This is a genomic window from Halobacteriovorax sp. HLS, from assembly GCF_004006665.1.
Taxonomy (GTDB): domain Bacteria; phylum Bdellovibrionota; class Bacteriovoracia; order Bacteriovoracales; family Bacteriovoracaceae; genus Halobacteriovorax.
This window is the reverse complement of record NZ_QOCL01000001.1, coordinates 328,237-352,931: the sequence shown is the minus strand read 5'-3', so window position 1 is coordinate 352,931 and position 24,695 is coordinate 328,237. Positions and strand designations below refer to the sequence as shown.

General features: G+C 34.9%; 26 protein-coding genes. 17 read left to right on the top strand and 9 right to left on the bottom strand.

The window, feature by feature from the left end; translation table 11 throughout:
- Positions 1-174: 174 nt before the first annotated feature.
- The 4 genes from DPQ89_RS01745 to DPQ89_RS01730 all read left to right on the top strand — a co-directional run bounded on the left by DPQ89_RS01745 (position 175) and on the right by DPQ89_RS01730 (position 5,398).
- A complete protein-coding gene (locus DPQ89_RS01745) occupies positions 175-2,130 on the top strand; it encodes a hypothetical protein (protein ID WP_127714542.1) in 1,956 nt (651 codons plus the stop codon).
- 89 nt (positions 2,131-2,219) lie between these two features.
- Positions 2,220-2,825, top strand: coding sequence for a pyridoxamine 5'-phosphate oxidase (gene pdxH / locus DPQ89_RS01740; RefSeq protein WP_127714540.1), 606 nt, complete (start codon positions 2,220-2,222; stop codon positions 2,823-2,825).
- A gap of 24 nt (positions 2,826-2,849) precedes the next feature.
- Positions 2,850-3,401 (top strand): hypothetical protein, encoded by a 552-nt coding sequence (locus tag DPQ89_RS01735; protein WP_127714538.1) that lies wholly within the window; start codon positions 2,850-2,852, stop codon positions 3,399-3,401.
- A gap of 128 nt (positions 3,402-3,529) precedes the next feature.
- Positions 3,530-5,398, top strand: a complete 1,869-nt coding sequence (locus DPQ89_RS01730) for an Ig-like domain-containing protein (RefSeq protein WP_127714536.1) — start codon at positions 3,530-3,532, stop codon at positions 5,396-5,398.
- Here the strand turns inward: DPQ89_RS01730 and DPQ89_RS01725 are convergent.
- The 4 genes from DPQ89_RS01725 to DPQ89_RS01710 all read right to left on the bottom strand — a co-directional run bounded on the left by DPQ89_RS01725 (position 5,395) and on the right by DPQ89_RS01710 (position 9,213).
- Positions 5,395-6,078, bottom strand: coding sequence for a PilZ domain-containing protein (locus DPQ89_RS01725; RefSeq protein ID WP_127714534.1), 684 nt, complete (start codon positions 6,076-6,078; stop codon positions 5,395-5,397). The genes DPQ89_RS01730 and DPQ89_RS01725 overlap by 4 nt on opposite strands.
- 60 nt (positions 6,079-6,138) lie before the next feature.
- Positions 6,139-6,651, bottom strand: coding sequence for a hypothetical protein (locus tag DPQ89_RS01720; protein WP_127714532.1), 513 nt, complete (start codon positions 6,649-6,651; stop codon positions 6,139-6,141).
- A gap of 14 nt (positions 6,652-6,665) precedes the next feature.
- On the bottom strand, positions 6,666-7,460 hold the full coding sequence (locus DPQ89_RS01715; protein WP_127714530.1) for a hypothetical protein: 795 nt from the start codon (positions 7,458-7,460) through the stop codon (positions 6,666-6,668).
- A gap of 256 nt (positions 7,461-7,716) precedes the next feature.
- Positions 7,717-9,213: a hypothetical protein gene (locus tag DPQ89_RS01710; RefSeq protein ID WP_127714528.1), complete on the bottom strand. Its 1,497-nt coding sequence runs from the start codon at positions 9,211-9,213 to the stop codon at positions 7,717-7,719.
- A gap of 103 nt (positions 9,214-9,316) precedes the next feature.
- Between DPQ89_RS01710 and DPQ89_RS01705 the strand changes: the two genes are divergently transcribed.
- From DPQ89_RS01705 to DPQ89_RS01660, 10 genes are all read left to right on the top strand, one after another.
- The gene (locus DPQ89_RS01705; protein WP_127714526.1) at positions 9,317-9,553 is read left to right on the top strand and encodes a hypothetical protein; all 237 of its coding nucleotides are present in this window, start codon (positions 9,317-9,319) and stop codon (positions 9,551-9,553) included.
- Positions 9,554-9,645: 92 nt separating this feature from the next.
- Positions 9,646-10,593: a hypothetical protein gene (locus tag DPQ89_RS01700; RefSeq protein ID WP_127714524.1), complete on the top strand. Its 948-nt coding sequence runs from the start codon at positions 9,646-9,648 to the stop codon at positions 10,591-10,593.
- Between the two features lie 12 nt (positions 10,594-10,605).
- Entirely contained in the window at positions 10,606-11,298 is a 693-nt protein-coding gene (locus tag DPQ89_RS01695) for a hypothetical protein (protein WP_127714522.1), read from the top strand.
- A gap of 12 nt (positions 11,299-11,310) precedes the next feature.
- Entirely contained in the window at positions 11,311-11,919 is a 609-nt protein-coding gene (locus tag DPQ89_RS01690) for a hypothetical protein (protein WP_127714520.1), read from the top strand.
- Complete coding sequence (locus DPQ89_RS01685) at positions 11,913-13,604, top strand: hypothetical protein (RefSeq protein ID WP_127714518.1); 1,692 nt, start codon at positions 11,913-11,915, stop codon at positions 13,602-13,604. Before DPQ89_RS01690 ends, DPQ89_RS01685 begins: the two co-directional genes overlap by 7 nt.
- A 32-nt stretch (positions 13,605-13,636) precedes the next feature.
- A complete protein-coding gene (locus DPQ89_RS01680) occupies positions 13,637-14,608 on the top strand; it encodes a hypothetical protein (protein ID WP_127714516.1) in 972 nt (323 codons plus the stop codon).
- Positions 14,609-14,767: 159 nt separating this feature from the next.
- Positions 14,768-15,250 carry an NADH-quinone oxidoreductase subunit B gene (locus DPQ89_RS01675; protein WP_127714514.1) on the top strand — a complete coding sequence of 161 codons (483 nt, stop codon included), beginning with the start codon at positions 14,768-14,770 and terminating at the stop codon, positions 15,248-15,250.
- Positions 15,243-15,950: an NADH-quinone oxidoreductase subunit C gene (locus DPQ89_RS01670; protein WP_127714512.1), complete on the top strand. Its 708-nt coding sequence runs from the start codon at positions 15,243-15,245 to the stop codon at positions 15,948-15,950. The genes DPQ89_RS01675 and DPQ89_RS01670 overlap by 8 nt, the downstream gene beginning before the upstream one ends.
- On the top strand, positions 15,943-17,076 hold the full coding sequence (locus DPQ89_RS01665) for an NADH-quinone oxidoreductase subunit D (RefSeq protein ID WP_127714510.1): 1,134 nt from the start codon (positions 15,943-15,945) through the stop codon (positions 17,074-17,076). Before DPQ89_RS01670 ends, DPQ89_RS01665 begins: the two co-directional genes overlap by 8 nt.
- Positions 17,073-17,600: a 4Fe-4S binding protein gene (locus DPQ89_RS01660; protein ID WP_127714508.1), complete on the top strand. Its 528-nt coding sequence runs from the start codon at positions 17,073-17,075 to the stop codon at positions 17,598-17,600. Before DPQ89_RS01665 ends, DPQ89_RS01660 begins: the two co-directional genes overlap by 4 nt.
- 34 nt (positions 17,601-17,634) lie before the next feature.
- Here the strand turns inward: DPQ89_RS01660 and DPQ89_RS01655 are convergent, their stop codons facing one another.
- The 3 genes from DPQ89_RS01655 to DPQ89_RS01645 form a co-directional block, all read right to left on the bottom strand.
- Positions 17,635-18,306, bottom strand: a complete 672-nt coding sequence (locus tag DPQ89_RS01655) for a hypothetical protein (RefSeq protein WP_127714506.1) — start codon at positions 18,304-18,306, stop codon at positions 17,635-17,637.
- 99 nt (positions 18,307-18,405) lie between these two features.
- Positions 18,406-19,134 carry an ABC transporter substrate-binding protein gene (locus tag DPQ89_RS01650; RefSeq protein ID WP_164848216.1) on the bottom strand — a complete coding sequence of 243 codons (729 nt, stop codon included), beginning with the start codon at positions 19,132-19,134 and terminating at the stop codon, positions 18,406-18,408.
- Positions 19,135-19,187: 53 nt separating this feature from the next.
- Entirely contained in the window at positions 19,188-19,730 is a 543-nt protein-coding gene (locus tag DPQ89_RS01645; RefSeq protein ID WP_127714502.1) for an HPP family protein, read from the bottom strand.
- 180 nt (positions 19,731-19,910) lie between these two features.
- Between DPQ89_RS01645 and DPQ89_RS01640 the strand changes: the two genes are divergently transcribed.
- A complete protein-coding gene (locus DPQ89_RS01640; RefSeq protein WP_127714500.1) occupies positions 19,911-20,576 on the top strand; it encodes a PilZ domain-containing protein in 666 nt (221 codons plus the stop codon).
- Here DPQ89_RS01640 and DPQ89_RS01635 read toward each other — a convergent pair.
- Positions 20,573-21,781, bottom strand: a complete 1,209-nt coding sequence (locus tag DPQ89_RS01635; protein WP_127714498.1) for a class I SAM-dependent rRNA methyltransferase — start codon at positions 21,779-21,781, stop codon at positions 20,573-20,575. The genes DPQ89_RS01640 and DPQ89_RS01635 overlap by 4 nt on opposite strands.
- 2 nt (positions 21,782-21,783) lie before the next feature.
- On the bottom strand, positions 21,784-22,056 hold the full coding sequence (locus DPQ89_RS01630) for a hypothetical protein (RefSeq protein ID WP_127714496.1): 273 nt from the start codon (positions 22,054-22,056) through the stop codon (positions 21,784-21,786).
- Positions 22,057-22,120: 64 nt separating this feature from the next.
- Between DPQ89_RS01630 and DPQ89_RS01625 the strand changes: the two genes are divergently transcribed.
- Together DPQ89_RS01625 and ettA are read left to right on the top strand one after the other, a co-directional pair.
- Positions 22,121-22,930, top strand: a complete 810-nt coding sequence (locus tag DPQ89_RS01625; RefSeq protein WP_127714495.1) for a hypothetical protein — start codon at positions 22,121-22,123, stop codon at positions 22,928-22,930.
- Positions 22,931-23,009: 79 nt separating this feature from the next.
- The gene (gene ettA, locus DPQ89_RS01620; RefSeq protein ID WP_127714493.1) at positions 23,010-24,695 is read left to right on the top strand and encodes an energy-dependent translational throttle protein EttA; all 1,686 of its coding nucleotides are present in this window, start codon (positions 23,010-23,012) and stop codon (positions 24,693-24,695) included.

Here is a 24,695-nt window from a genome sequence, read left to right as displayed (position 1 = left end):
TTATAGCTCTAAGCTCCTATAATCTCAAGTGTCCTAGTACTTTCTTCACTCACAGCACTAAAACACGTTAAATAGTCTATTTTATTGACAGTTATTGTAAAAATTCCAAGAATAGGCCTTTTTCACACTAAATATTATAGAGTGAGAGTAGATATCTACATCTTTGGAGAGTTTATGAAGAAGGTTTTGGCCAGTTTCCTTATTTTTATTTTAAGCATTAGTGCTCAAGCCGGATTTTTCGACTTCCTCAAGCCTGCTGAAATTAATGAAAGAGTTAGAGAAGAAATTGCTGACTTGGACATACATTTTAATGTGGACTTATTAGATGTTGATTTATTTGAAGGTGTAGGAATTTCTTCCCGTTATCGATATGAAGTAGAGCCTTCATATATGGCCAACCACTTCACACGTGTTGATAAGTGGGAAATTAAAGCAGATATTCGTCCCGGTGATATTATTAAGGACGCGATTGATTCCCCAATCTATTTAAATATTGACAAAAATTCGAGCATTTATTTTGTAAGACAATTTGAATCTAAAAAAGATGCTATAACTGCAATACCATATAGCTTTAATAAACTTCCTATTAATGCTGATAGAGCGATAGAGAAACTACAACCTGGGGACTTTGTAAGCATTCCTGCAAATATGTCTGTAACCGTAGGAGCTTCAACTGGCTTCCTAGAAAGAGTTGACGGTATCGATGCCGCGGCAAGAGTGTACTATGTTTTAAATGGTAAATTCTTAATTCATATCTTTAGAATGAAAGATAATAAAGTAAGAGTTAAACTTATTGCCCAAAGGTCAAATGGATTAGGTGGTGGTGTAGGATTAAAAGGTGATGTCGAATTATTTGGTGTTTCGATACTAGATGATCAAATCGACAAAATTTTTGATATGGATGCTATCGATATTGACTGGTCAAAAGGTAAGGGGACACAATTTTTAATCGATTACGTTTTTGACTTAAATGATTCTGATGCTAAAGAAGCCTATAACCAAATCTTATCATCTACTTATAAATTTAAAGATCTCTCAATATTCCAAGATTTCTTGAGTGGAAGAGAGTTGGAAGTTAGACTTTTATCAAGTTATGAACTTGCTGACCAGTTAGCTGATGAAGATCACCTTGGTGTTGATAAGAGAGTGAGAAGAGTCTTTAAAGGAACTAACGATTATGAATACGATAGAAATAAGATAAAATTAGGTTTACTTCTGGCTAGTTACAAAAGAGATATTTCATATACAGAAAATTTAGTTTCTTTCGAAGAAAGTGATGGAAGAAGTAAGTTCTTTTATTATCCAATTCATATGAAGCAAAAAAGAAAGAAGTTTGGAGTTTGGCCATTTAAGTATAAAGAAGAAGTTAATTATTCCTTCTTTGGACTGGTTCCAGTGAGAGAGAGAAGAGATGAAGGTCATGAGTACTCGGATTATGGATTCACATATGATGTTAGAGATAAGGAATTCTTCCAAACAGAACAAGTGAAATTCAAGCAAAAGGTTAGGGATAATATTCCAAAAGAGTTATATGATACGATCGATTGGGCCGAGTTTAACGATACAGAGTCTCATCGTTCTGCAAGAGGTTTTTTTCAGATAATTTTTAAAGCATCTGCTTTTAAGAGTTTAAGTGATATAACATTTGAAGAGTTAAATGAAAAAATTCAAGATTACTATAGAAATAGGCTACTGTTGCAAGCTGGACCTGTACATGGAGTATGGCAAAGAATTTGGCGAACTTTAACGATTGTTAAAATAACAGAAAAAAGACAGTTGAAAAAAATTGCTAAGAAATTACATTTTATACTTACTGATAAGACAATCACTGGAAAAACAAAAATTAATGAGCTCTTAGATTTAAGAGAGAAGCTATTATTTGAAAAGGTCGGAATAGGATTTTTGATAAGTTTACTAGACCAGGATCATCTAGAAGACCATCTCTTTATCACTTTAAATCTTCATGCAAAAGATACTCAAGAGGTAGTATTAAAGTATGGTGATCAAAAGTTTTCCAAACTTTATCATGAACTTCAGTACGCTCATAATGCAATCAATAATCGTTCATGGGACTTACGACTTAGCTCTGAGCAAGATGTAAAAAAACCAGCTATTACAACACAGGATTAATATATGGGCCTTCTTATGAAGGCCTTTTTTTGTAATCTAGCTGATTTCAATCATTGTTCTTCAGTAAAAAAAGTGGCATATTTCTAGCTATGGAAAACTACGAATCATTTAAAATAAAAAATAATCCTTTTGAAACTTTTGACGAATGGCTAACTGACGCCATAGTGGTTGATGATAATCCTTGGGCCTTTGCTCTGGCAACTTCTTCAAAAGATGGTGAGCCAAGTGTGCGCTATTTACTTCATAAAGGTATAGTCGAAGATAAATTTCGTTTCTTTACTAATTACTCTAGTCATAAAGCATCTGATCTTGAAGAAAATCCCAGAGCGTCAATGGCCTTCTTTTGGAGAAACTCTAAGAGGCAAGTTCGAATTAGCGGAAGCGTGAAGAAAACTTCAAGAGAATCATCTGAGGACTATTTTAATTCGCGTGATCTTGAGAGTCGAATAGCCTCATCTATTTCAACTCAAAGTGCTCCTATAGAAAGCCGAGAAGTGCTGATCTCTCAATACCAAGCATATCTAAAAAGTCTCAATGATTCAGAAGAGATTAAATGTCCTGAAAATTGGGGAGGGTACGAACTTAGTCCTGATAAGATTGAATTTTTCATTTATGGTGAGCATAGATTAAATGACCGCTTTATATTTTCTTTAGATGATAATGGTTCTTGGAGTATAGAAAGACTTCAACCTTAAGCATTTTTTTGTTATGCTTTTAATATGAATAAGTTTCTTTCGCTAATATGCTTAACTCTACTGACATTTAATATAAATGCAGCTTCTTTGTATGGAGGCGCTTCTTATACGTATGGGGTTTCTACAGCTAATAGTGACTACTGGAATGGAGCATCAGGTTCTGCTCCACTCCTTCTATTTGGCATTCGTTTTGAACGACTGGCGCTAGAGCTACAGTTTCGTCCATACACACTTAATAATTTACATACGTCATCCTTTGGTACTTACGATATAGATATTAAGGATAATATTTTTGGTTTAGGGATGCGCTTCAATGGTTCACAATCTGTTCATTATAATCTTGGACTTGTGTTACATGATATTAATGTTGAGTATGAAAGCTCATCAAGTACAACCTTAAGTTCGAAGTCGATTGCTGGAGCCACAATGAGCTTTTACGTAGGAGGAGGTCTTCATGGACCTCTTTTTATTAGTGGATTAGAATGGTTGGTTGATATGAATTATATTCACCATTCTATTGAATATGGCGTATTTTCCTTTGATTTTGGTGTGACTTATAGCTTTTTATCTTTCTAGTTAACAACCGACTTAATCACTTCTATATCTATTCTCAAGAAGCTATCAATCTTTTAGGTAAAATTCCGATAAAATTATAGAAATATACTAAAGAAATGAATCTTTAGTCTGAGTTGTGGTTAGTTTTCATGGTTGAGAAACTAAAATTCATATTTATGGGACTTCTCATTCTCGCTACAATGCAAAGTTGTAAGCAAGCTGCAGAGTCAGTTGAGGTCGAAGACCAAAGACGGTATGAAGCTCCTCCAAAGACTGCTCCAACTCCACCAACTAATGCAGACCTCTCTTATATTAATTCGGTTGCCTATATTACTTCTGAAAGGGTTTACGAAACTCAAAGTACAATTATTTCTTTCGTTGGAAGAGATAGCAGTGGAGTTGCTATTAAAGAAGGGGGGCTTGCCGTTGCATTTTCTCTTTTAGGGGATGGCACTTCGGCTGGTACCTTTTCAGCTGTTAGAGATCAGGGAAATGGGGTCTATGATGTAACCTTAACTGGTACAAGCTTTGGTTCTCCAAATACAATACAAATAACTGTTGGTGGAACACCGATTATTCAACTGGTTCCATTTCGATTTCATGTACTTAGTGGTCAATACTATCGAGATATTGATTTAAGCTCTCCTACGGATCAAGATGAACTCCAAGTAAAGTTAACACTGAATGCTTCAAATTTTGATTACTCTAAAGCTGCTGCTGACGGAAGTGACTTGAGGTTCTTTGACACTCTTTATAATTCCCAAGACTATTGGATAGAGTCCTGGAATACTTCAGGAGACTCGACTGTTTGGGTAAAAATACAAAATACGGCGACTAGTAAAATTATCATGTCCTATGGTAACTCTCTTCTCACAAGTGCCTCATCCAGAGAAGCTGTTTTTACTTATGATACGGCTAAAGCTGTATACTTAGAGTTATCCCAAGCAGCAAGTAATAGAAACCATAGTATATCTTCTTACACATCATTGAATGATGTAACAGTTAAGACCAGTGGTGGGGATGTAACAAATACGATCTCACCTGTAACCCCAACAATTACTCCTAATACTCTCTTCGGAGAAATTACGGTTCTTGGGCCAATTTCAGGTCGTTTTGAAACAAGCTCTGTTGGATCTGATTCAATAATGCCTATTTCATTTGCATCTTCAGTTTTAGGCTATCCTAAATCTCGTGGAGTAGATGATTGGGATCTCTATAATCCAAATACTGTGGACGCAAACTTAACACTTTACAACTATGACAGTTCAGGTACTCTCTTAAATTCTTTCGATTACACTGTGAGCGCGAAATCGTTTCTACATATTGATTATGATGTATCAAAGTTTGGATTAATTGAAAGTGATAGACCTATTGTGGGTCTATACTATGTTTCTAACTCTTCTGATGGAGCTCAAATGGTTCCTCCGAGTACGGATATTGTTGGACCATTGGCCACTGGGGCATCGATTGGAATTACTCAAAACGGAACCTTCGGAACAATATATTACTCCAATGGAACTTCTGTCGGTTTTTCTGGAAATAAAGGAAGTACGGTTGATTTAAGTGGGGGAGGAAATCAAAACGCAGCAACTGGTGTTCGAGTTACTTCAAACTTTCCAGTGATTGCTAATGGACAAGCAGATAGTGATGGAACAGACACTGAAACATTTTGGGCCGTAGATGAGTTAAATGATGATTATATAATTCCTGGGAGATCTCAGTATATAACAATAGTCTGCACTGAGGTGGTTAATATTACTTTAGACGATACTGGGCCTAATGATAATGCTGGAGTTTGTACTCCTGGAGGTCCTCTGAATCCTGGAGTCCTAAGCTTTGGAAGTGCTACTGCTTTAACATATGGAAGAGGAACTAGAGTTAGTGGCGATGCAAATTTCTATGCCTACTATGAGTATGAAACAGAAGATGAAACAAATGTTACATCTTGGAAACAGGCAAGATCGTATAGCGAAACTAGTTTTACTATTAGTATTGGTGCTGAGCAAACTTGGAATTAATCCCTAAATTTAACACCGACTTTGAATTCACTTCTTTCTGACTCTTGCTGACGGATGCTAACAACTTCTCCAATCATTAATTTAGGAACTTCTTTTTCATTAATATTTTTAACTTCAACAACTTCTCCAATATCAAACTCTGACGGGTCTTCAACTTTAAAGCCCATTCCACCTTGGGAAATGTCGTATAGTGAAAAAATCTCAAGCTTAGAATAAGAGTTGTCCGGGAGAACTCTCACGAGGGATACAAATTGGTCACCTTGGGGCTGAACTCTTGGGGCTCCACGTAAGTGTTTAAATTGTTCTTCATTTTCTTTTTCAATAAGTTCGACATTTTTTAAAAAATCAGATGACAGCTTATGAAAAGACTTCGGAATTGGGACAATCATCATTTCTTTCGTAATCTCTCGGGCCTTAAATTTGAAGGCCAGTGACTTTTGGGAGTGATAGAAAAAGAACTCATCAAGACTTTCAAACTTGAATCCTTTCGAGCTATTTGGTGCAATGTGAACAACTTGCTTTATGAGGTCGACTTTTTTTACAATACCGTATTGGACGATTCTTTTTCCATCTACTAACTCTTTTTGCCAAAGCCAAATCTTATCTCTATTTTGGTTTAACACTCTAAAAAATGAATGAATCTCAAATTCATCTGAAATTTGATCTTTTTTCTCGCTCACCTTGATCTCCTGAATTTAGCTTATTATCGCTTAAATTAGAAATCAAGGCCATAGAAGAAATTAACTAACTTTCTTATCTCTATCCAATTCTAGCTCTTTTTGATCCTTTAGATATTTGTTAATGGCAACTGGAACTTCTTGAAAGAAGTCATCATGTCTGAATTGGATTTGATCGAGCTGTACTTTTTGCTTGTGTGCATCTGAGAATACTTTATTAAGTCTAAAAAGAGGACCGGCAATTCTATGTGAGAAAAATAGTCCTGCAATACCAAGAGCTAAACATAAAAGGGAAGAACTAATGATAAATACAGTTGTCATAAACTCTTGCTGTTCTAGTAAAAGCCTATAGAAAGGATGGTTTTGGGGTAAGTTTAGTTTTTCACCATAGGTTAAGAACTTATTGAAGAATACCCAATTTGCTCCATACATTATCCCCATGGAAATAATCACGCTGGTGAGAACAAAGGACATAAACTTTTTTTGAAAAGAAGGATTTATAAAGAATTTTCTTCCCTGGAATAAAAATCTATAAATCTTTGCCCTCTCAACTGGCTTTTGGTTTGATGTATTCATATTTCCCCCGGGAATTAGTATTCATATCCTTCTATTATTTCTGCAACTTCTTGTTCGGTATAATCCATTTCTTTGAGTTTTTCCTCAATGTCAATATCACTAGTCTCGGCTATGGCCAATTGTTCTAAGACTTCTTCCGGCAACTGATCAATGAAGTCTGCTTTCTCTTCATCTTCAGGATTAGTTTCATTCTTTGCTGCTAAAGTCTTATTTACTTCTTCAAGGCGTGCAAGACTATTTTGATACTCTATATCCTCTTGAAGTTCATCTGTATTAACGTTTTTGAAATTTAAAATCTCGGTTAAAAATGAGTGCTTATTTGATTCGATTTTCATTTGCTTCACTTGTTCACGATCAAAGTTGTATAAAACAGCTGCTTCACTTCTTTTAAGTTCAGACAAATCAAAATTCTCTCTTATAACTAAGAAGTATATAAAGCGTATCGGAAACGATTCTAAAGAGTTATCACTCATTTTTTCTTTAAGATTAGACTCTCTTATCTTTTTCTGAAGTGACTGTAGCTCTTCTAGGTTATTCTTAGGCTCATAGAAGTCATTTATAAATGTAATCTCAAGGGCCGATTTTACTTGATTATCTGACTTAACACTTGCAATCTTACGCTCTGATTTTAGATCATTAAGATCGTTCAAAGTGTTCAGTAGTGCCAAAGACTGCTTCTTATCATTACTTAAAATAGATTTATTATTTGTTACTTTCGAGCGAAGTTTTGAATAGGTATAATAAGAATATCCTCTTAGACATAAGCAGAAAATAAAGAGAATGAATGTCGTGAGTGATAAACTCTTCATCGCCAACCCCGGTGATTTTAAGTTTAAAAATGGCCATCAACTCACGTGCACTTTATATAGCTCTTTTTAATGTTCTAATTCTATCTGATTAGAAAACTAACTCAATTATTTCTGAGGGAAATGGTCAGAAAAAAGGTGTAAGGTATTAGAATTAAAGTTGAATTTGTGAAAAAAAGAGCTGTTCTATGATTTTATCTATTGGTATTTAATGTATGAAATTCGCAAAAAAAATGGGCCACTAAGGCCCAAGGTACTGTTATTTAATTTCCTTTTCAAATTCGAATAATATTTCGACCCTTTGTGAGCCTTCGCAATTAAATTCTCCACATTGAAATGTATTCAAAGCTGCTGGACCTCTTTTTACTTCTAGAGGTTCGCTAAAAGACTTACCAGAGATGACAACTTTCGATCTAAGCTCTTGCTTGTTAGGAAAGTCTCCAAAATCTTCTGAAAAGATCGTTTTAAATAGTTTTGTAGATCTCGCAAGAGATATATCCATATTTAGATCATAGGCCTCTTTTGTCGCCGTTAGCGGTTCAACAAACTTTCCTTTAAATATTGGTGAAGCATGTCCAATGAATTGAACTTTTAAAAGTCTATTTCTGAGTTTTGGATTGGAATAAATCTCTTTTGTGTAAACGGATAAGATTCTCTTTATATTTTCTTTCGCTTTATCATCAATACTAGTCCCACCTCTTGAGAAAATTAGAGTTTCATCTAGGACAAGTTTCATGTGTTGAGGATCTATTTCTATAAGGTGACCAAGTCCAGAGTTCTCTATTGTATTCTGTATTGAGTTGTTGGCCTTAACAACTTCTGCAGAAGTACTTGCTGGTACCCTTCCACTTCTTTTATTTGCCCCAAGTTTTAAAGCTTGAGCATATTTTTCTTTTAAGGTTGTCATTTCCACGTTGAATTCATCTTTCATTGCATTAGCAAGGGCCTCTAATTCTTTATTCTCTTTAACTTTCGCTAGGTATTTTTGCTCTAATGTATCGTAAGCCGCTTTATGGATTTTGATTTCTATTTCAGTACTTCTTAAAGATTCTGCTAGCTTTGAGTTTTCTTCGATTAGACCTTTAAAAGATTTATTCGATTTAAACTTCTTATTAAACTCACTAATTGTTTTTTGATTTTCGTATAGTTTATTTTGATAACGTCTAAGTGTTTCGTGATGCTTACTTTCTAGCTCTATCACTTTAGATGTTTCAGTGACACTTGTTTGGGTATTATAGCGATGAGACAGTCTTTTAAGTTTAAAGTTCAATTTTTTAACTTCACTTGCAAGCTGAGTATTTTGATTCTTTAAAAGTTTTTGTAGATACTGAATTTTTAAATCTTTCTCAACAATAATGCCTTTTAAGGAGGCTAGAGAGTCACTAGATTCTTCTAGCTCTGAGCTAAGCTCTCTTTTTTTCATCTCAGACTTTATTCTGTCTTTGAAGCTCATCTTTTCAAGCTTAGACTCGAGTTGCTTCGTAAGTTTCATATACTCAAAGATAGTTTGATTTTTCTTTGCTAGAATCTTATCAATATTCTTAAGAACCGCATTTTTTTGGTCCTGTGTAATTATTAATGATTTCATTGTGCTATCGTGCGGAGTAAGACTTAATTGAAGTGCTTGATTGGATTGCGCTTGTTGTATATTTTGACTAAGCTGATTATGCTCATAAGTCGTCTTACCTAGTACTTGGTTAGGTGAGTAAGAAAATAGACTTATAATTGATAAACTTAAAAACAAACTCGACTTCATGAAGACCCCTTAATGTAATTAATTACATAGAGACTTATCGACAAGGATTTCTAAAAGTTTAGGGTTTTTGTCAACTTTTCGTAACGTAATATCTAGGATTTATATGTTTTATATTGATATTGATATGACATCTCAGAAAATATATATATTTCCTTTAGTGCAATCTAAAGATCATCCTTTTGTTATTTCAGTAGATAAGAGGTTTGAAGCAGATATTATACTAAGAAAGCTCACTTCAAACCAATATAAGGCCCCACCTGCTAAAAGTAACTTTGAGTTGTTGGGCACTGTTCAATTAGGAGAGCTTATTTTTGATGAATACCGACTAATTACGCGTTAAGTAATTAATATGATTTATCGTATTCAATATAAAAAATTGTATTTTAATCCATAATTCGTTAGCATTTATCAAATCTAAATAAGTGGTTTTTAATGGAATATTTAAGACTAAGTCTTCTTCTTTTTTTCTCAAGTACAATCTTTGCTCAACCTAAATGGATTAACTCACCAGTTGATTTTTGTCCAACAACCGAACTATGCGCTGTCGGCGAAGCTACAGGGGCTATGGGCTCAGAAATAGCGGCAAGAAATTCATTGGCAAAGATATTTGAAACAAGGGTATCGAGTGAACAGACAATTACTACAATATCCAGTTCGTTATCTGATGCTGATGGGCCTATTAATGCATTAGTAGAAGAAGAGTTTACCCAGAAAGTTAGAGAGTTTACAGATGAAGTTATTCAAGGGGCATATATAAAAGAGAGGTTTGAATCTTCAGATTTACATTACTCTTTAGTAGCATTACCAATTATGAAAGCTTCAAGTATTATGGAAGATAAAATGAGAAGTATGGATGAGCTCATTTTATCTTATATCAAAGATGGTAGAAGAAACTCTTTAAACAAGGCCTTGAAACTTTTTAGAATTAGAGAGAACTTAAATATTAGATATAAAGTTTTACGAAATACATCTTTTAACAATGTCGTTTCTCTAGATAGAATTATGTCTCTTAAGGCCAAGAAAAGATCCCTTGCTGTTTCAGTAAAAGTAAATATTAAGGAAATTTCAAAGGCAGGAGATCTTAAAAAAAGTGTGATTAAAAGTCTTATTGATAATGATTACCTAGTAAGTAATAAGTCACCTAAGTTTATTATTAATGTTTCCCTTGAGAGCGAGCAACAGTTTATGAAAGTAGAGGGATTTGTAAAGTATAAGCATATATTGCAAGCAAGTAGTACGGACTCATTGGGTAATAAGGTCGGGGCCTTGAAATACGAAACTATTCAAACAGGTAGGTCGAAACAACAAGCATATGATAATGCTCTACCTGGTTTGACTAAATTTATACATGAAAAATTTGACGAATTAAATATTGATTAAAGGGAGTTTAAAATGATTAAGAAGACATTTTTTTATTTTTCAGTAATAACTCTTCTAACTTCTTGTGGCTCTTCACAAAAAGAGAGAGAAGTTGAAGAAAAAGAAAATACTGAGATCCAAAGAGAGTACATTGTTAAAGACGCTAGTTCTAATTTTCGTCCAGGGTGGATTGAAGATCCTGAAGTATGGGCCCGTGATAAAGGCAAAGATATTAAAATGGATAGATACTTTTCGTATGAAACTGAACCTAAAGTTTCAAGAAATATTGCCTGTAATATCGCTAAAGCTAATGTTAAAGCCGATATCGCTGGAGAGATTGCAACTTTTATTGATAAGCAGTTAGCGACTTCAACTCAAGGGAATGCATCTGTTGATGAGAATAACCCAAATATGCAGCCGTTAAGAGAATATGTTGAAAATACTCTTGCGGAAAAGGTTCAAGCATTAATTCATGGTGCAGCTATTGTTAAGACTTATTGGGAAAAGAGAGATTATAAAGCCGAGCTAGGAGCGAAAAGAGATTTTAAAGCTTTTACATGTGCAGTTCTAATTAGAATGAATTCTAAGGCCCTTGCAAAAGCGGTTGATGAGGCAGCAAATTATGTTGCTGGTAAAGCAGATGATCCTGAAACAAAAGCAACTGTTAGAAAAGCACTCCAAGATGCATCTAAGAATTTTGAAATGGCCAAGAAAGGCGAAATTTAATAGGGGAATTTAATGAAGAATATATTTAGTATTTTATTAGTGTCTTTTACACTTGCTAGTTGCTCAAGCTTTAAGGCCCAAAGAGTAGACTCTACTAAGTCTGATGAAAAAGCAATGGAGATAACGGATCAGTGGGTTCAAGGTGATACTGAACGAGTTGTAAGTGAGATCATTGAAAATATCTCGAAGCATAAAGGCTTTAAAAGGTATTTGATGAAAAGTGGAAAAACTCCTACTGTTTTCATTGGAGAAGTTAAGAACTTAACATCTGAAGCTTACTTTCCAATTAATGATATTAACGATGAATTCCTAAATGAAATATCTTCGAGTGGAGACTTTATTCTAGTCGATGCTTCTGCTCGTGAGAATATTTTAAAAGAAATCACGTACCAACACGACGGTATGGTTGATCCAAATACTGCTAAGAGTATTGGAAAGCAGGTCGGTGCAGACTTAATGATCTTTGGAAATGTTTATATGAAGCCAGCGACTAGAAAAGGCAAAACGATTAAGCAGTATTCTATTAATATTAGAATGACTAATATTGAAACTGGTCTTGAAGTTCTTAGAACACGTTCTAAATTATCAAAATATTCTGAACAGAGCTCTAGTGGATGGTAAAACTTCTTAAGTCTTTCTATTTTCTAGGTTTTTTAGTACTTGTTGCTTCTTGTGCAACAGGTACTAAGGAAGTCAAATATAAGCTACGTTCTCAAGTCATATCTGGAGATTATTCAAAAGCTCTTTCTACGCTTGAGACGTCTAAGTATTTTAAAGAAAACCAGCAGTCTAGATTATTATTCTTGATGGAAAAGGGATTGATTTATCATGGTATGGGTAGGTTTGCTAAATCAATTGAAGTCTTTGAGGAAGCAAAAACCTTGGCTCGAAAGCAGTATACGGTGAGGATTTCGAAGAAGTTAACCACTTATATTGGTAACGATAGTTCAGATATTTACTATGGCGAAAAGTACGAACTCTCAATGCTTTACTTTTATCAATCATTAAATCATTACCTTCTTTCATTCGCACAAGATAAAGAGATTGAGAAGGTTGTAGATGGAAAACAAGTTTTCCAACGAGTTGAGCTTTCTGATAAAGATAGACGTGATGAACTTTTTAAAGCTAGGGCAGAGTTGTTAGCATGGGATTCATTTTTAAAAGAATTGGGATCAGAACGTGCAGGAGAATCTGTTTTCAAGAATGACCTTGCTGCGAAGGTTTTAGGAGGATTCATCCATGAGGCAATTGGGACAAGAGATGATTTGCAGATAGCTTATCAACTATATAAAGATGCTTTAATTTTACTTGTCAAAAACTATGGAGCTTACAAAACATTTAACTCAAACTTTGAGAGTTATGTAAAAGATTTCGAAAAATTTCCTTCATTAGGAGTCTTAAAAGTTAAAAAGAACTATATTACAGAGACTGATAGGCAAGTGGAACTAAAAGAGTTTTTACAAACAAAAGTTTTAACTTTTGCTAAGAAGTATCGCAAGAGGTCTTGGAAACAAGAAATTAGACCTTTTGATATTGATTTATCAAAGATTAAGACCAAGAAAAGCTCAAATATAACCCTTGTTCTTCAAGAGAGCATTATCCCAGATAAGTTTGGTGAAAAGCAGTACTATGGATTGGGTAAAGAATTGAGCAAAAGTCCTGGAGGAGCAATCCTAGCTATTTTTGCTGCCGATGTTCTCGGATTGTTTCCACCACCAAAGTCTTATAATCCAGCTGGGGCCCATCTTGGCTATAACGTTGCTAAGTTAGCTCTTTCAGAAGCTGCTGTGCAATTTGAATTACCAAAAATTGAAAAAAGTAATCTCGACAATTCTATAGTTTTAGAAGTGTGGAAAAAAAATAAAATTGTACTAGAGAAAGTCGTGCCAGTTGTTAATCCTCTCGGCGATATCGCTGAGCAAGCTGTAGTCGAACAGTCTGCTTGGTTATATCCGAAAATTGGAGCCAGGTTAGCTACTAAGCATGCTGTTGCAATTGTGGCAGCATTTGGAACTTATCAAGCATTAAAAGGTGATAAGGGTGATAATGAATTCTTGGCGAAAAATGCTGCTATCTTACAATATATAGCGAGTAGTAAAGGCATTGAGGCTTCTGAGCAAGCGGATGTTCGCCAGTGGAGTACAATTCCAAAGGCCTTAAGAATGTTAGACTTTTATCTTCCTAATGGTTCCTACAGGCTAGTTCTGCGCTCTAATGCAAAAGTCCCTAAAACCCACCAAATAGGTCAGCTAATAGTGAGTGGGCAGCAAAAGAATCACTTAATTCAAACGAGAGTAAATTTTTAAAGTCTAGTTTCTAAAAGTCCGAAAAATGGTTAATGAAGTTTTATTTAAAATCATTATCCATTTTTCTACTTTTGAGTTGCTCACAAGCTTTATTGGCTAAGAATTTCCAGCGTCATGCAAGAGTTATACATATAGATTCTGAGCAAGCTTGGGGAAAGCCTTGGTATAACTCGTCAATTGCTGACAGGTTTTCTTTAGATAAAATAATTAACACTCTAAAGAAGTCGAAAACAGGAAAGGCCATTTTAGATAAGGCCCTCTTAAAAGCAAAAGCAGATGGTCAAACATTAGAGGATATTGTTGTTGTTGGTCGTAGCTCTTTGACTGATACAACATTAATTAGAAAGTTTTCACCTACTAACCCTACAGAGATTACCTACGAAACAAGATCTAAAGTATTTATAAATAAATCACTTACCTTTAGAGATGCTGTTTTAGACTTGGCCCATGAACTAACTCATTACTCTTATAGAGAACCATTTAACCCATATGTAACTCAGTTTACTGTAGATCAATTTGTTTCATCTGTTATCGAGGGAAAGGGTGGGGAAGTAGATGCCTATATAGTTGAATGCAGAGTTCTTAAGGAACTTAGACCAAGTTCTTATAAAAGTAATTCAAACTGTCAAAATGTTGTGGACCCAAACTCTGGTCATCTTTCTAAGGACCTCGGAGTGAGAAAATTCTATGAAATTGGTGAGTATGATGACTCTCTTAAGCAAATTTTAAATAAATATGGTTGGAGTAAATCAAAGTTTCCTAAAGTTCAAAAAGGAGAGGCCCTCTATATTTCTTCAGCCTATGGTTTACCGTACCCAGTTGCAGCGATTTCTGAGTTTACGACGATTATGGGCAAGGCGTGTCAAAATGACTTCAATAGACTAACTCTAATGAGAGAGCGTATTGCTGACTCATCTGGACGTGCACCAGCTTCATTAATTCAATCTTCTTTTACTAGACTTTTTAGCTCTTACAGGGCGCGTTGTTCTCAATTTCATCAATAAATTCTTCGTTTGATACAATTTGTCACGAGATTGTGCAAAGCGTTTCTCTAAGCAAATCACAATTTTTTCATGGCCTTACATTGACGAAAACGTGTGTGAAAGGTAAAAATATGAGATAATTTTCAAAATTTATTACACTGATAAGAAAGGAAAACGCGAATGCAAGACAGCGTTGTTTTAATGAAATTGGACGATTTCTTCAATTGGGGTCGTAAGAACTCACTTTGGCCAATGACTTTTGGTCTAGCTTGTTGTGCTATTGAAATGATGGCAACAGGTGCTGCTAAGTATGATCTTGAAAGGTTTGGTTGTGGAGCTTTTATGGCAACACCGAGAAGAGCTGATCTAATGATTGTAGCTGGAACAGTAACTCTTAAGATGGCACCAAGAATAGTCACTCTTTATGAGCAAATGGCAGAGCCTAAGTACGTTATCTCAATGGGATCTTGTGCGAATAAAGGTGGTCCATACTGGCAACATGGTTACCATGTTTTAAAAGGTGTTGATGAGATTGTTCCTGTTGATGTTTATGTTCCTGGATGTCCTCCAAGACCAGAAGCATTGATTGAAGGATTAATGACTCTTCAAAAGAAGATCGCTAATGAGAGACTTCTAAGAGATAAGTGGGTGAAGCATGCTTAATGAAATTGTAACATTTTTAAATAATGAAGTTTCAGGGTGTAATGCTGTTTTAAATACTGCTGAAGTTGGAGATAGCTCAATCACTATCGATGCTAAACATATTAAACCTGCATGTGTTGCACTGAAAAATAGTTCAACTTTTAAAATGAATGTTCTTCAAGTTATCTCTGGAGTTGATTATCCTGAGACTAGTGAAATAGAAATAAGTTATATGCTGGCTTCGTTCATTGAGAATACAGAATTTATCTTAAAGATAAGGGTACCAAGAGGAGATGATTCCAATCTTCCTAGTGTTGAGTCTGTTTGTGATGTTTGGAAATCTGCAAACTTTCTTGAAAGAGAAACTTACGACATGCTTGGTGTAACTTTTGAAAATCATCCAGATCATAGAAGAATTCTTTGTGGTGATGACTGGAAAGGTTATCCACTTCGTAAAGATTATGTTGTCGAAAAAGTTTACAACGGAATGGTTGTTGACCCTGAAGAAAAAATTAATAAAGCCGATATCGAATTCTTTGCAAAGATGAGACTTGAGCATGAAGATCCAACAGCAGTTTCGGGGTCATGGGTTGATGACCACGCGTGGATTGATCAAGACCTTTCTTCTAAGGCCAAAAATAGAGTTGCTGAAGTTAAAGCAGCTAAGAAGGCAAAGGCAGCGGAAGCAGCTGCTCAAGAGAAGGGGAGTAAGGATGACTGATATGAATACAGAAAAATTAAAAACTGAACTTCTTACACTTAATATGGGTCCTCAACATCCGGCGACGCACGGGGTTTTGAGAGTTGAAATAAAGACAGACTCTGAAACTATTGCAGAAGCGATTCCTCACCTTGGATACCTTCACAGATGTAAAGAAAAACATTCTGAGTATTTAGATTACAGAGGTATTATTCCTTATACGGATAGAATGGACTACCTTGCTTCAATGAATATGGAGCACGGATATTGTTTAGCGATTGAAAAGATGCTTGGTACTGAAGTTCCAAGAAGAGCTGAGTATGTTAGGGTTATAGTTGCTGAGTTGCAAAGAATTGCTTCTCACTTAATGTTCTTTGGGACTTATGCTATTGACCTTGGGGCATTTTCTCCATTCCTATATGCTTTCCAAGATAGAGAATTTATCCTAAGAATCTTTGAAGAGCTTTCTGGAGCTAGGTTACTTTATAATTACATTTGGATTGGTGGAGTTTGGACAGATATTAATGATGCTCAACTCAAGCGAATTGAAAACTTCCTCGAAGAGTTGGAAGAGAATGTTAAAAAGTATCACTCTCTAGTAGGTGAGAACTCAATCTTTATTGGAAGAACTGCAAACGTAGGTGTTATTTCTGAAGAAATGGCCTATGAGTACGGTGCAACAGGACCTGTTCTAAGAGGTTCTGGAATTGATTGGGATTTAAGAAAGAAAAGACCTTATTCAATTTATGAAGAATTTGATTTTGATGTAATCACTGGTAAAGGTCTTAAGGGGCAAGTAGGTGATTGTTGGGATCGTTACCATGTTAGAATTCTTGAAATCTTTGAATCTATAAAGATTGTTCGTCAATGTCTTGAGGGAATTGAAGAAGGACCTATTATGGGGAAGGTTCCAAAGGTTCTTAAGGTACCTAAGGGTGAAATCTATATGAGAACTGAGTGTCCAAGAGGAGAGCTTGGTTACCATATTGTTTCTGATGGAGGTAAAACTCCTTATAGAGTAAAGGTTAAGTCATCATGCTTTACTCACGTTTCTATGCTTCCTGAGATGGCCCCTGGTCAGATGATTGCTGACTTTGTTGCATCTATTGGTAGTATTGATATTGTTCTTGGAGAGGTAGACAGATGAGTAATGCAACTACACTTACAGTAAATAAAGATCAAGAAGGACTTACATTTAAAAAGTGGTTTATGAATATCGTTAGAGCAGTTGTTTCTGTTTCTAAAGGTATGATGATTACAATGAAGTATGTCTACGGTGTAAAGCCTGTAACAATTGAATATCCAGAAGTTAGAGAGGTACTTCCTGATAACTCTCGTTCTAGATTATTTAATGATGCTGAAAATTGTATTTCTTGTTACCAGTGTGCCATGGCCTGTCCAGTAGACTGTATTTATATTACAGCTACTAAGAGAGATGCAGATGCACCAAAGTTGAAAGCATCAAATGGTAATCCAATTAGATTGGATCTTCAGCAATACACAATCGATACAGCGCTTTGTTGTTATTGTGGGCTTTGTACAACAGTTTGTCCTACAGAATGTCTAACTCATACTACGGATTACGAGTTTGCTCAGTATACACTTGATTCAATGAAGTATGATTACCTTGCTCCTGACATAAGAGCTTGGCGAGATCGTATCGTAAAATAAATATTAGAAAGCTTCCTTGATGGAAGCTTTTTTTTTACCTTTTTCTCCACTTTGCATAGGTTTTAACTAGGCCTAGTACAAGCTGCTCTGAATAGCTTCTAGAGCTAAAGTCATCATTTAACTTCGAGATTAGTTCTACGTAGTAATCAATTCGAGACGTATTTTCTGGAAGCTCTGAAACGATTAAAGAAAGTTCATTGGAGGCCTCAAGAAAATCTGGAGAATATTGAGTATTTGTACTTCCTGCAATTGCGTATGATTTTGAGACTTCGCTAAAAGTTTTCATTAGCTTGTCCATTAGATACTCAGAACCTTGGTCATCAATATCAATACCATTGTGTGTCGCTGCTGTTTTTAATTCTCTAAGGTCTGTGTCATGAATAAAGAATGAGAGTACCTTTTCGAAGTCATAGCCCCAGCTTGTTTTCTTTACTTGAACGCCTTGGCACACAAGATTTAAGGCCTCATCTTTCGAATTCGTGATGGTTTTTTCACTTATAGACTTTATTTTTAGTAGACCATTTATAGTTTTACATTGGTAATCACATGAGAACTTTGCTCTCTTGGGAAAGTCAGCAGTGAAGTCATACGCTATATAAATCTTTGAAGAGGGAATTGCTATGCAATGATTTAGTTTTTCAAAAGAGCTTATGGCATAGGCAGAACAAGAAAGTGCCATAGAAGCAATTACTATAAATTTATTCATAAAATCCTCTTTTAGGAAGTTTTTATCAATCTCTATAGAGAAGTTAAACTAAATTGTAATAATTTTAGGCTATTATAATGGAGAATAATCTAGATGAGCTTATTTCTTAATAATAGAAAGGCCATATTTATTATAAATGCTTTTAAGTTTTCCTGACTTTTTAAGGCGCTCCATTTCTTTATCAAAGAAATTGAGTATTCTAGCTCGGTCTTTTTCGGTTACTTTTTTAGTTAGAGATATAAAGTTGTCAAAAAAGGCTATACTATTTGATATTTTCACAACTTTTGAAAATTTATTTTGATTCAGTATATGTTGAGTTGTGTAGGCACCACCAATGAAGACGTCAATTCTTTTTAGATTAATTAATTCGAAGGCCTGACTGTGACCAGTCTCCTTGCTTAGCCACAATGTTCTTTCTGAGTTTTTTAAGAACTCATTTATTTCTTTTACTTTATAGTTAAAGTCTTTAATGGCAGCAATTTGAATATTTTGAAGTGAGTTTATATCGTTATACTTCCACTCAGAGTCCTTGTGTATAAAGAAACTTACAGGTTGAGATAGAGCAGGGGTATTTGGAAAGTAGTTATTATTAAAATTTTCAATTGATCCACCAACAAATCCATCTATCGTTTTATTCTCAATTTCAGAATAGGCCCTCTTGATACTCATGAATTTATAGGTAGGTTCATAAGGTCCATTAGAAAAGATCTCATTATTAATCTCAATCATAATACCTGGTTTCTCTGGGTTGTCTTTGCAGATCAGGGGACAGTAGTCTAGTGTTCCAAATGTTAATACTTTCTTTTCTTGATGAGCTTGAATATTCAAAATAAAAATGCAGCTCAAGAACAATCGCTTAATAATCTTTTCTTTATTAATTTTCATAATTTAAAAAATGAATTCTCTACAGTTAATCTTATTATATCTGATGTTGTTATTATTCCAGCTAGAGTTCCTTCTGAATTAACAATAGGTATAGAGTTTATCTTCTCTCTTAAAAGGACATGAGAAATTTTTTCAATTGGTGTATCCACGTGAGCGCAAATAATTAAAATAGACATAATATCTTTGCTCTTCAAATAATTATAACCGCCATTTCCCTTATGTCTTAAAACATCTTGATCGCTGATCATTCCGCAAATCTTTCCATTATTAAGAACAGGAATATGTCTAAATTGATATTTAGAAAATAGCTTTTCAATATTGGAGATAAGTTCTTCGTCAGTTACAGTAATAGGAGAGTTACTCATAACATCTATGGCCCTAAAGTCTTTTTTGTTTGGGTTTGACTCTGACTTCCTTTTTTCCCATTGGTCGGTAGTCATATTATTAGGCTTAGTTGAATCAAGAATCGAGGTTTCACCATCTGCTAGGTAACTAAACTGATAAGTCATCAGCTTTCCCTGGTGAGTTAAATAAAACATATTTTCTCCTTTCTCTATTCTACTATTTTATATGGAATAATCTAGTGAAACCATGAGAAAAGACATGTAAGTTGGCAGTTTTTAAGTATTTATTAAGCTAAAGGCCTTTGTAAAGGACTGAAATTATTGCTCGTTTTTTAAGGTTAAGGTAATTTTTCTTACTTATGTTAAGTTAGTCTTATGAATGCTCAAGAATTGAAACTTAGAACACTATCTAGTCGTGCCGAAATTACAAAATTATTAAAGAGGTTTACCGAGGAGAATCTTGAAGTAAAAGTCTTCGAACCTCTTAGTGATGAAACTTGTGAGACGCCTCCATTTAAGATTGGGCAAATCTTTAAGGTTAGTTCAAAAGATGGGACATTTTCAATTAGACCTGTTGATGATAATTTCACAAATTTTGAAAAGAAGAGAAATATTTTTTTAAAAGTTGAGCAAGAGGGAATAGAGTTTACTTGTTTTGCTGAAAACTTTGGAGAGAAGTTTGGAAGCTTTAATATTCCAAGTGAAGTCTTTATAAGAGAGAATAGAAGACATCCAAGAACTATTCTTACTTCAAAATTATATATGAAAATCCGATCGAATGGCTTTGAGCAAGATCTGCGCATTATCGATATTTCTCAAGGTGGAGCTTGTTTGTATGTACAAGAGGAATTGGATACTTTTATTAAGCACTTTGAAACTTTTGAGGTTCTTTCCATTTCTGGAGTTGAAAATTTTCCGATGACATTTGCTAAAGTTATTCACTCTAGAACACAAAAAGGTACATCTGTGATGAATTGCTTGAAAGTCGGAATAAGCTTCGAAGATATTATTGAAGAAGAACTAATAAAAGAGATTATTTAAATCCTTTTTAGAACTACTCCTTTAAGGTAGTCGCCTTCTGCAAAACCGCCTAATGTCTTACAATCTTCATCCATTTTGAGTTGCTTCTCTATAGATAACTTTTCTTTTCCTGCAAGTTCTCCAATCTTCTCATTGAACTTCTTTCTTGAAGTTTGGTGAGTATTGATAAAGGCAACAATTTTTCCTGAATCAGACAAGCAGGCCGACATAAGAGGAATAAGTTTGTCATAGCTTTTTAAAGAATTTTGACTTCTTTTTCCATCACTTGAGAAACTTGGAGGATCGCAGATGATAAGATCAAACTTTTCGCCTGCTATAGAAAAATCTTTAAGTGCTTTTTCTACAGATGAAATTTTACTTGTGTGCTTAGAAGCATCAAGTTGAGGGTTTAGCGCAAGGTTTCTTTCTAACCAATCAATATAATCTTTACTTAAGTCTACACTTGTTACATGTTCGGCCTTAAGTGATAAAGAGAATAAACTAAAGGCTCCAGTATATGAGTATAAGTTTAGAACTCTTTTCGACCCTCTAATTTCATTTGTAAGCTTTTTTCTTATTGAAGACATATCAGAATAAATTCCAATATCGTACCTATAATCAAACTTTAAGTGGTAATTAATGCCAAATTCTTTAATAGTAATTTCATTAACTTTATTCTCAAGGTCGGAGAATTTAACCGAGTCAGCCTCTTTTCTTTGTTGGAAAATTGTCTTGTCTACCTCTGGAAAATATTGAGCACAGAGCTTTTTAATAATTCTTCTAATATCATTTTTAAAGTAGTACCAAAAGTCACAATATATCTGAACGAGTACGATATTATTAAATTTTTGAATCATTAACCCAGGTATTCCATCAGCTTCAGCGAATGCTAAGTAGAAATTGTCACGGTTTAATTTTTCTTGGACCTTAGTTCTCTTTAAAATAGAGTCTTCGAGCCTAGTTGCAAAAGATCTAATAAAGCCATTCGGTGATTCTGGCATCTCTTTACCTATTTCCCATATTCTCGCTTTAACTTTCTTGTGAGTTGGGTCATGTAATAAAAAAATACGATCGTCAGACTTAGGGTCTTTTCCTATTAATAAATTTTCTTTTTTAGGAAAGTCTTTAGTGAAAGAGTCGGCAGTTACCCAAGGATGTCCTTTCTTGGCGTGTTTAATAGTTGCAGGGTGAAGTGCGACTCTAGGAAGCTTATGTTTTTTTACCATAATTAAATTTCTTCTTTTAATTGAGCTAATTTTTCGATGGCATTTTCTGTCATAAAAAGTAACTGATTAGTTAGGGCGAATGGATCATGAAACTCTTCTATGCCCACATCAATAAGACTTTCTTTCATACTAAGCGAGAGTTCAGTATACGGATCGATATCTTGGCAGATTTGCTTAAGTTTAGCGATCAGTATTTGAAGGTCGAGAATAGTGCTATCTTCTCTGTAACCTAAAGGTCGTTGCGTTTTTGAATTATCTATATGTTGTGTTTTCATGTTTATTGTTTATTTCAAAAAAAACTTTTAACGTCAATCGTCAAATGATATCCGACAGGTAACTATGCAGAATCTATTAATATTTTTCCCAATCATTTTCTTATTTCTTCGTCCTAGTATGTTTCGATTACAAAAGAAAAATTACATAGCTGCGCTGCGTTTGATTGATGGTAAGGAACACCTGGCCGATTCTAGGTGTGAGTTCTATAGATCTGTCGAATTACTTTTAGAATTGCGTAGATTATATGGACCAAAAGTAAATACGGCCCTTATAAATTTAAAGGCAGAGATTCATGAGCAAAGAAGACAATTAAAAGAGATTTGGTCCATTTCACTTGCAAGCTATCTGCAACAGGCCCTTATGTTCATCATGATAATTGTTATGATTTTCATATCAACATCGTTATTTCAATCCGTCGAAATTCCCTATAGCTCCCTTACAATCTTACAACTGCTATCAGTATTGCTAATGATTTCGGCGCAAAAACTACTTTTCAATTACTTTATTTATCCTACTCAATTACGGTATCAAAGTTTGGTGGTTCTCAAAAGTCTTTCACAAAGTGGACTTTCCGTTTCAAAAGTTCTCTCTCAAATCAATTGGGCGAAAATGAAGAAATCTCACTCTGCGAGTTGTAAGGTATGGGATACAACTCTTTATGAAGTTGTGACTAAATGGCAAGCTAGTGGAGTTGGTCTTGAGATAGGCTTGAAAGAGCTTAAAGAAGAGATATTATTTATTAAAAAAAGTCAGTGGAAGAGATATAAGGAATATATGGGCGCCACGAAGTTAGTGTGTTTACTGATAAGTGGTTTTCTTAGCTACTTTGTATATTTATTTACCTTAATGGAGTCATTTTTAGCTCAAAACTAGTGGCGTTAACATTGTAATTTGAGTCCTTGTAGTCTATTTTATTGACTACTTATACTATTGAAATAACGCGAGGCAAATTATGGCACAACCTAATGATAAGCAAATAATCTACTCAATGAATAGAGTTGGAAAAGTCTATAAAAGTAAACATGTTCTAAAAAATATTAGTCTCTCATACTTTTATGGAGCAAAAATTGGTGTTTTAGGTCTTAACGGGTCTGGTAAGTCTACGCTACTTAAAATCCTTGCTGGTATTGATGAAGATCACCTTGGTGAAACTCACATGGCCAAAGGTTACACTATTGGATACCTAGAGCAAGAGCCAATGCTTGATCCTGAAAAAACAGTTAAAGAAATTGTTCAAGAGGGATGTCAAGAAGTAGTAGAAATGCTTGCTAAGTTTGAAGAAATTTCTCTGAAGTTTTCTGAGCCAATGAGTGATGACGAAATGAATGCTCTATTAGACAAGCAAGCAGCTCTTCAAGACAAGCTTGATCATGCAGAAGCATGGGAACTTGATAGTAAGCTTGATCTAGCGATGGAGGCATTAAGATGTCCTCCAAGTGATCAAAAGTGTGGAGTTCTTTCTGGTGGTGAAAAAAGAAGGGTAGCGCTTTGTCGTTTACTACTTCAAAAACCAGATATTTTACTTTTAGATGAACCGACTAACCATCTTGATGCTGAAACTGTTTGGTGGCTTGAGCGTCACCTACAGCAGTACAAAGGGACTGTTATTGCCGTTACCCACGATAGATACTTCTTGGATAATGTTGCAGGCTGGATACTTGAGCTAGATAGAGGAGAGGGGATCCCTTTCCAAGGAAATTACACTGATTGGTTAGATGCTAAAACTAAGCGTCTTGCTAAGGAAGAAAAGACTGAATCTAAAAAGCAAAAAGCGATGAAAGAGGAACTTGAGTGGATTAGAAGTTCTCCTAAAGCTAGACAGGCTAAATCTAAAGCTAGAATTAAAAGTTATGAAGAAAGATATAAATCAAGCCAAGAAAAGAGAAATGAAACGAATGAACTCTTCATTCCAACAGGTCCTCGTTTAGGGAACTCCGTAATTGAGGCAATTTCAGTTGGTAAATCTTTTGACGACAAAGTTCTTTATGAAGACCTTAATTTCCAACTACCTCCTGGTGGTGTTGTTGGGATTATTGGTGCCAACGGTGCGGGTAAGACAACGCTTTTTAAAATGATTAACAAAGAGCTGGAGCCGACTTCAGGGGAATTTAAAATTGGAGACACGGTTTGTCTTAGTTATGTAGATCAAGGAAGAAGCCTTGATCCTGAAAAGACTATCTATGAGACAGTTTCTGGTGGAACTGAATTTTTAAAGCTTGGTGATCAAGAGATTAATGCTAGAGCATATATTGCAAAGTTTAACTTCTCAGGTGAAGATCAAAAAAAGAAAGTCTCTGAGCTTTCAGGTGGAGAGAGAAATAGAGTTCATCTTGCAACGACTCTGTTAGGTGGAGGGAATGTGCTTCTACTAGATGAGCCTACAAACGACTTGGATGTGAATACACTTCAGGCCCTGGAAAAAGCTCTCGTTGATTTTGCCGGTTGTGCTGTTATTATTTCTCACGACAGGGCATTTCTAGATAGATTAGCTACTCATATCTTGGCCTTTGAAGGTGATGGTGAAACTATTTGGTTTGAAGGTAACTTTGCTGACTACGAAGAAGATAAGAAAAAGCGATTAGGTGAAGCTGCTGTTAACCCAAAACGTCACACATACAAAAAGTTGACGAGAGACTAG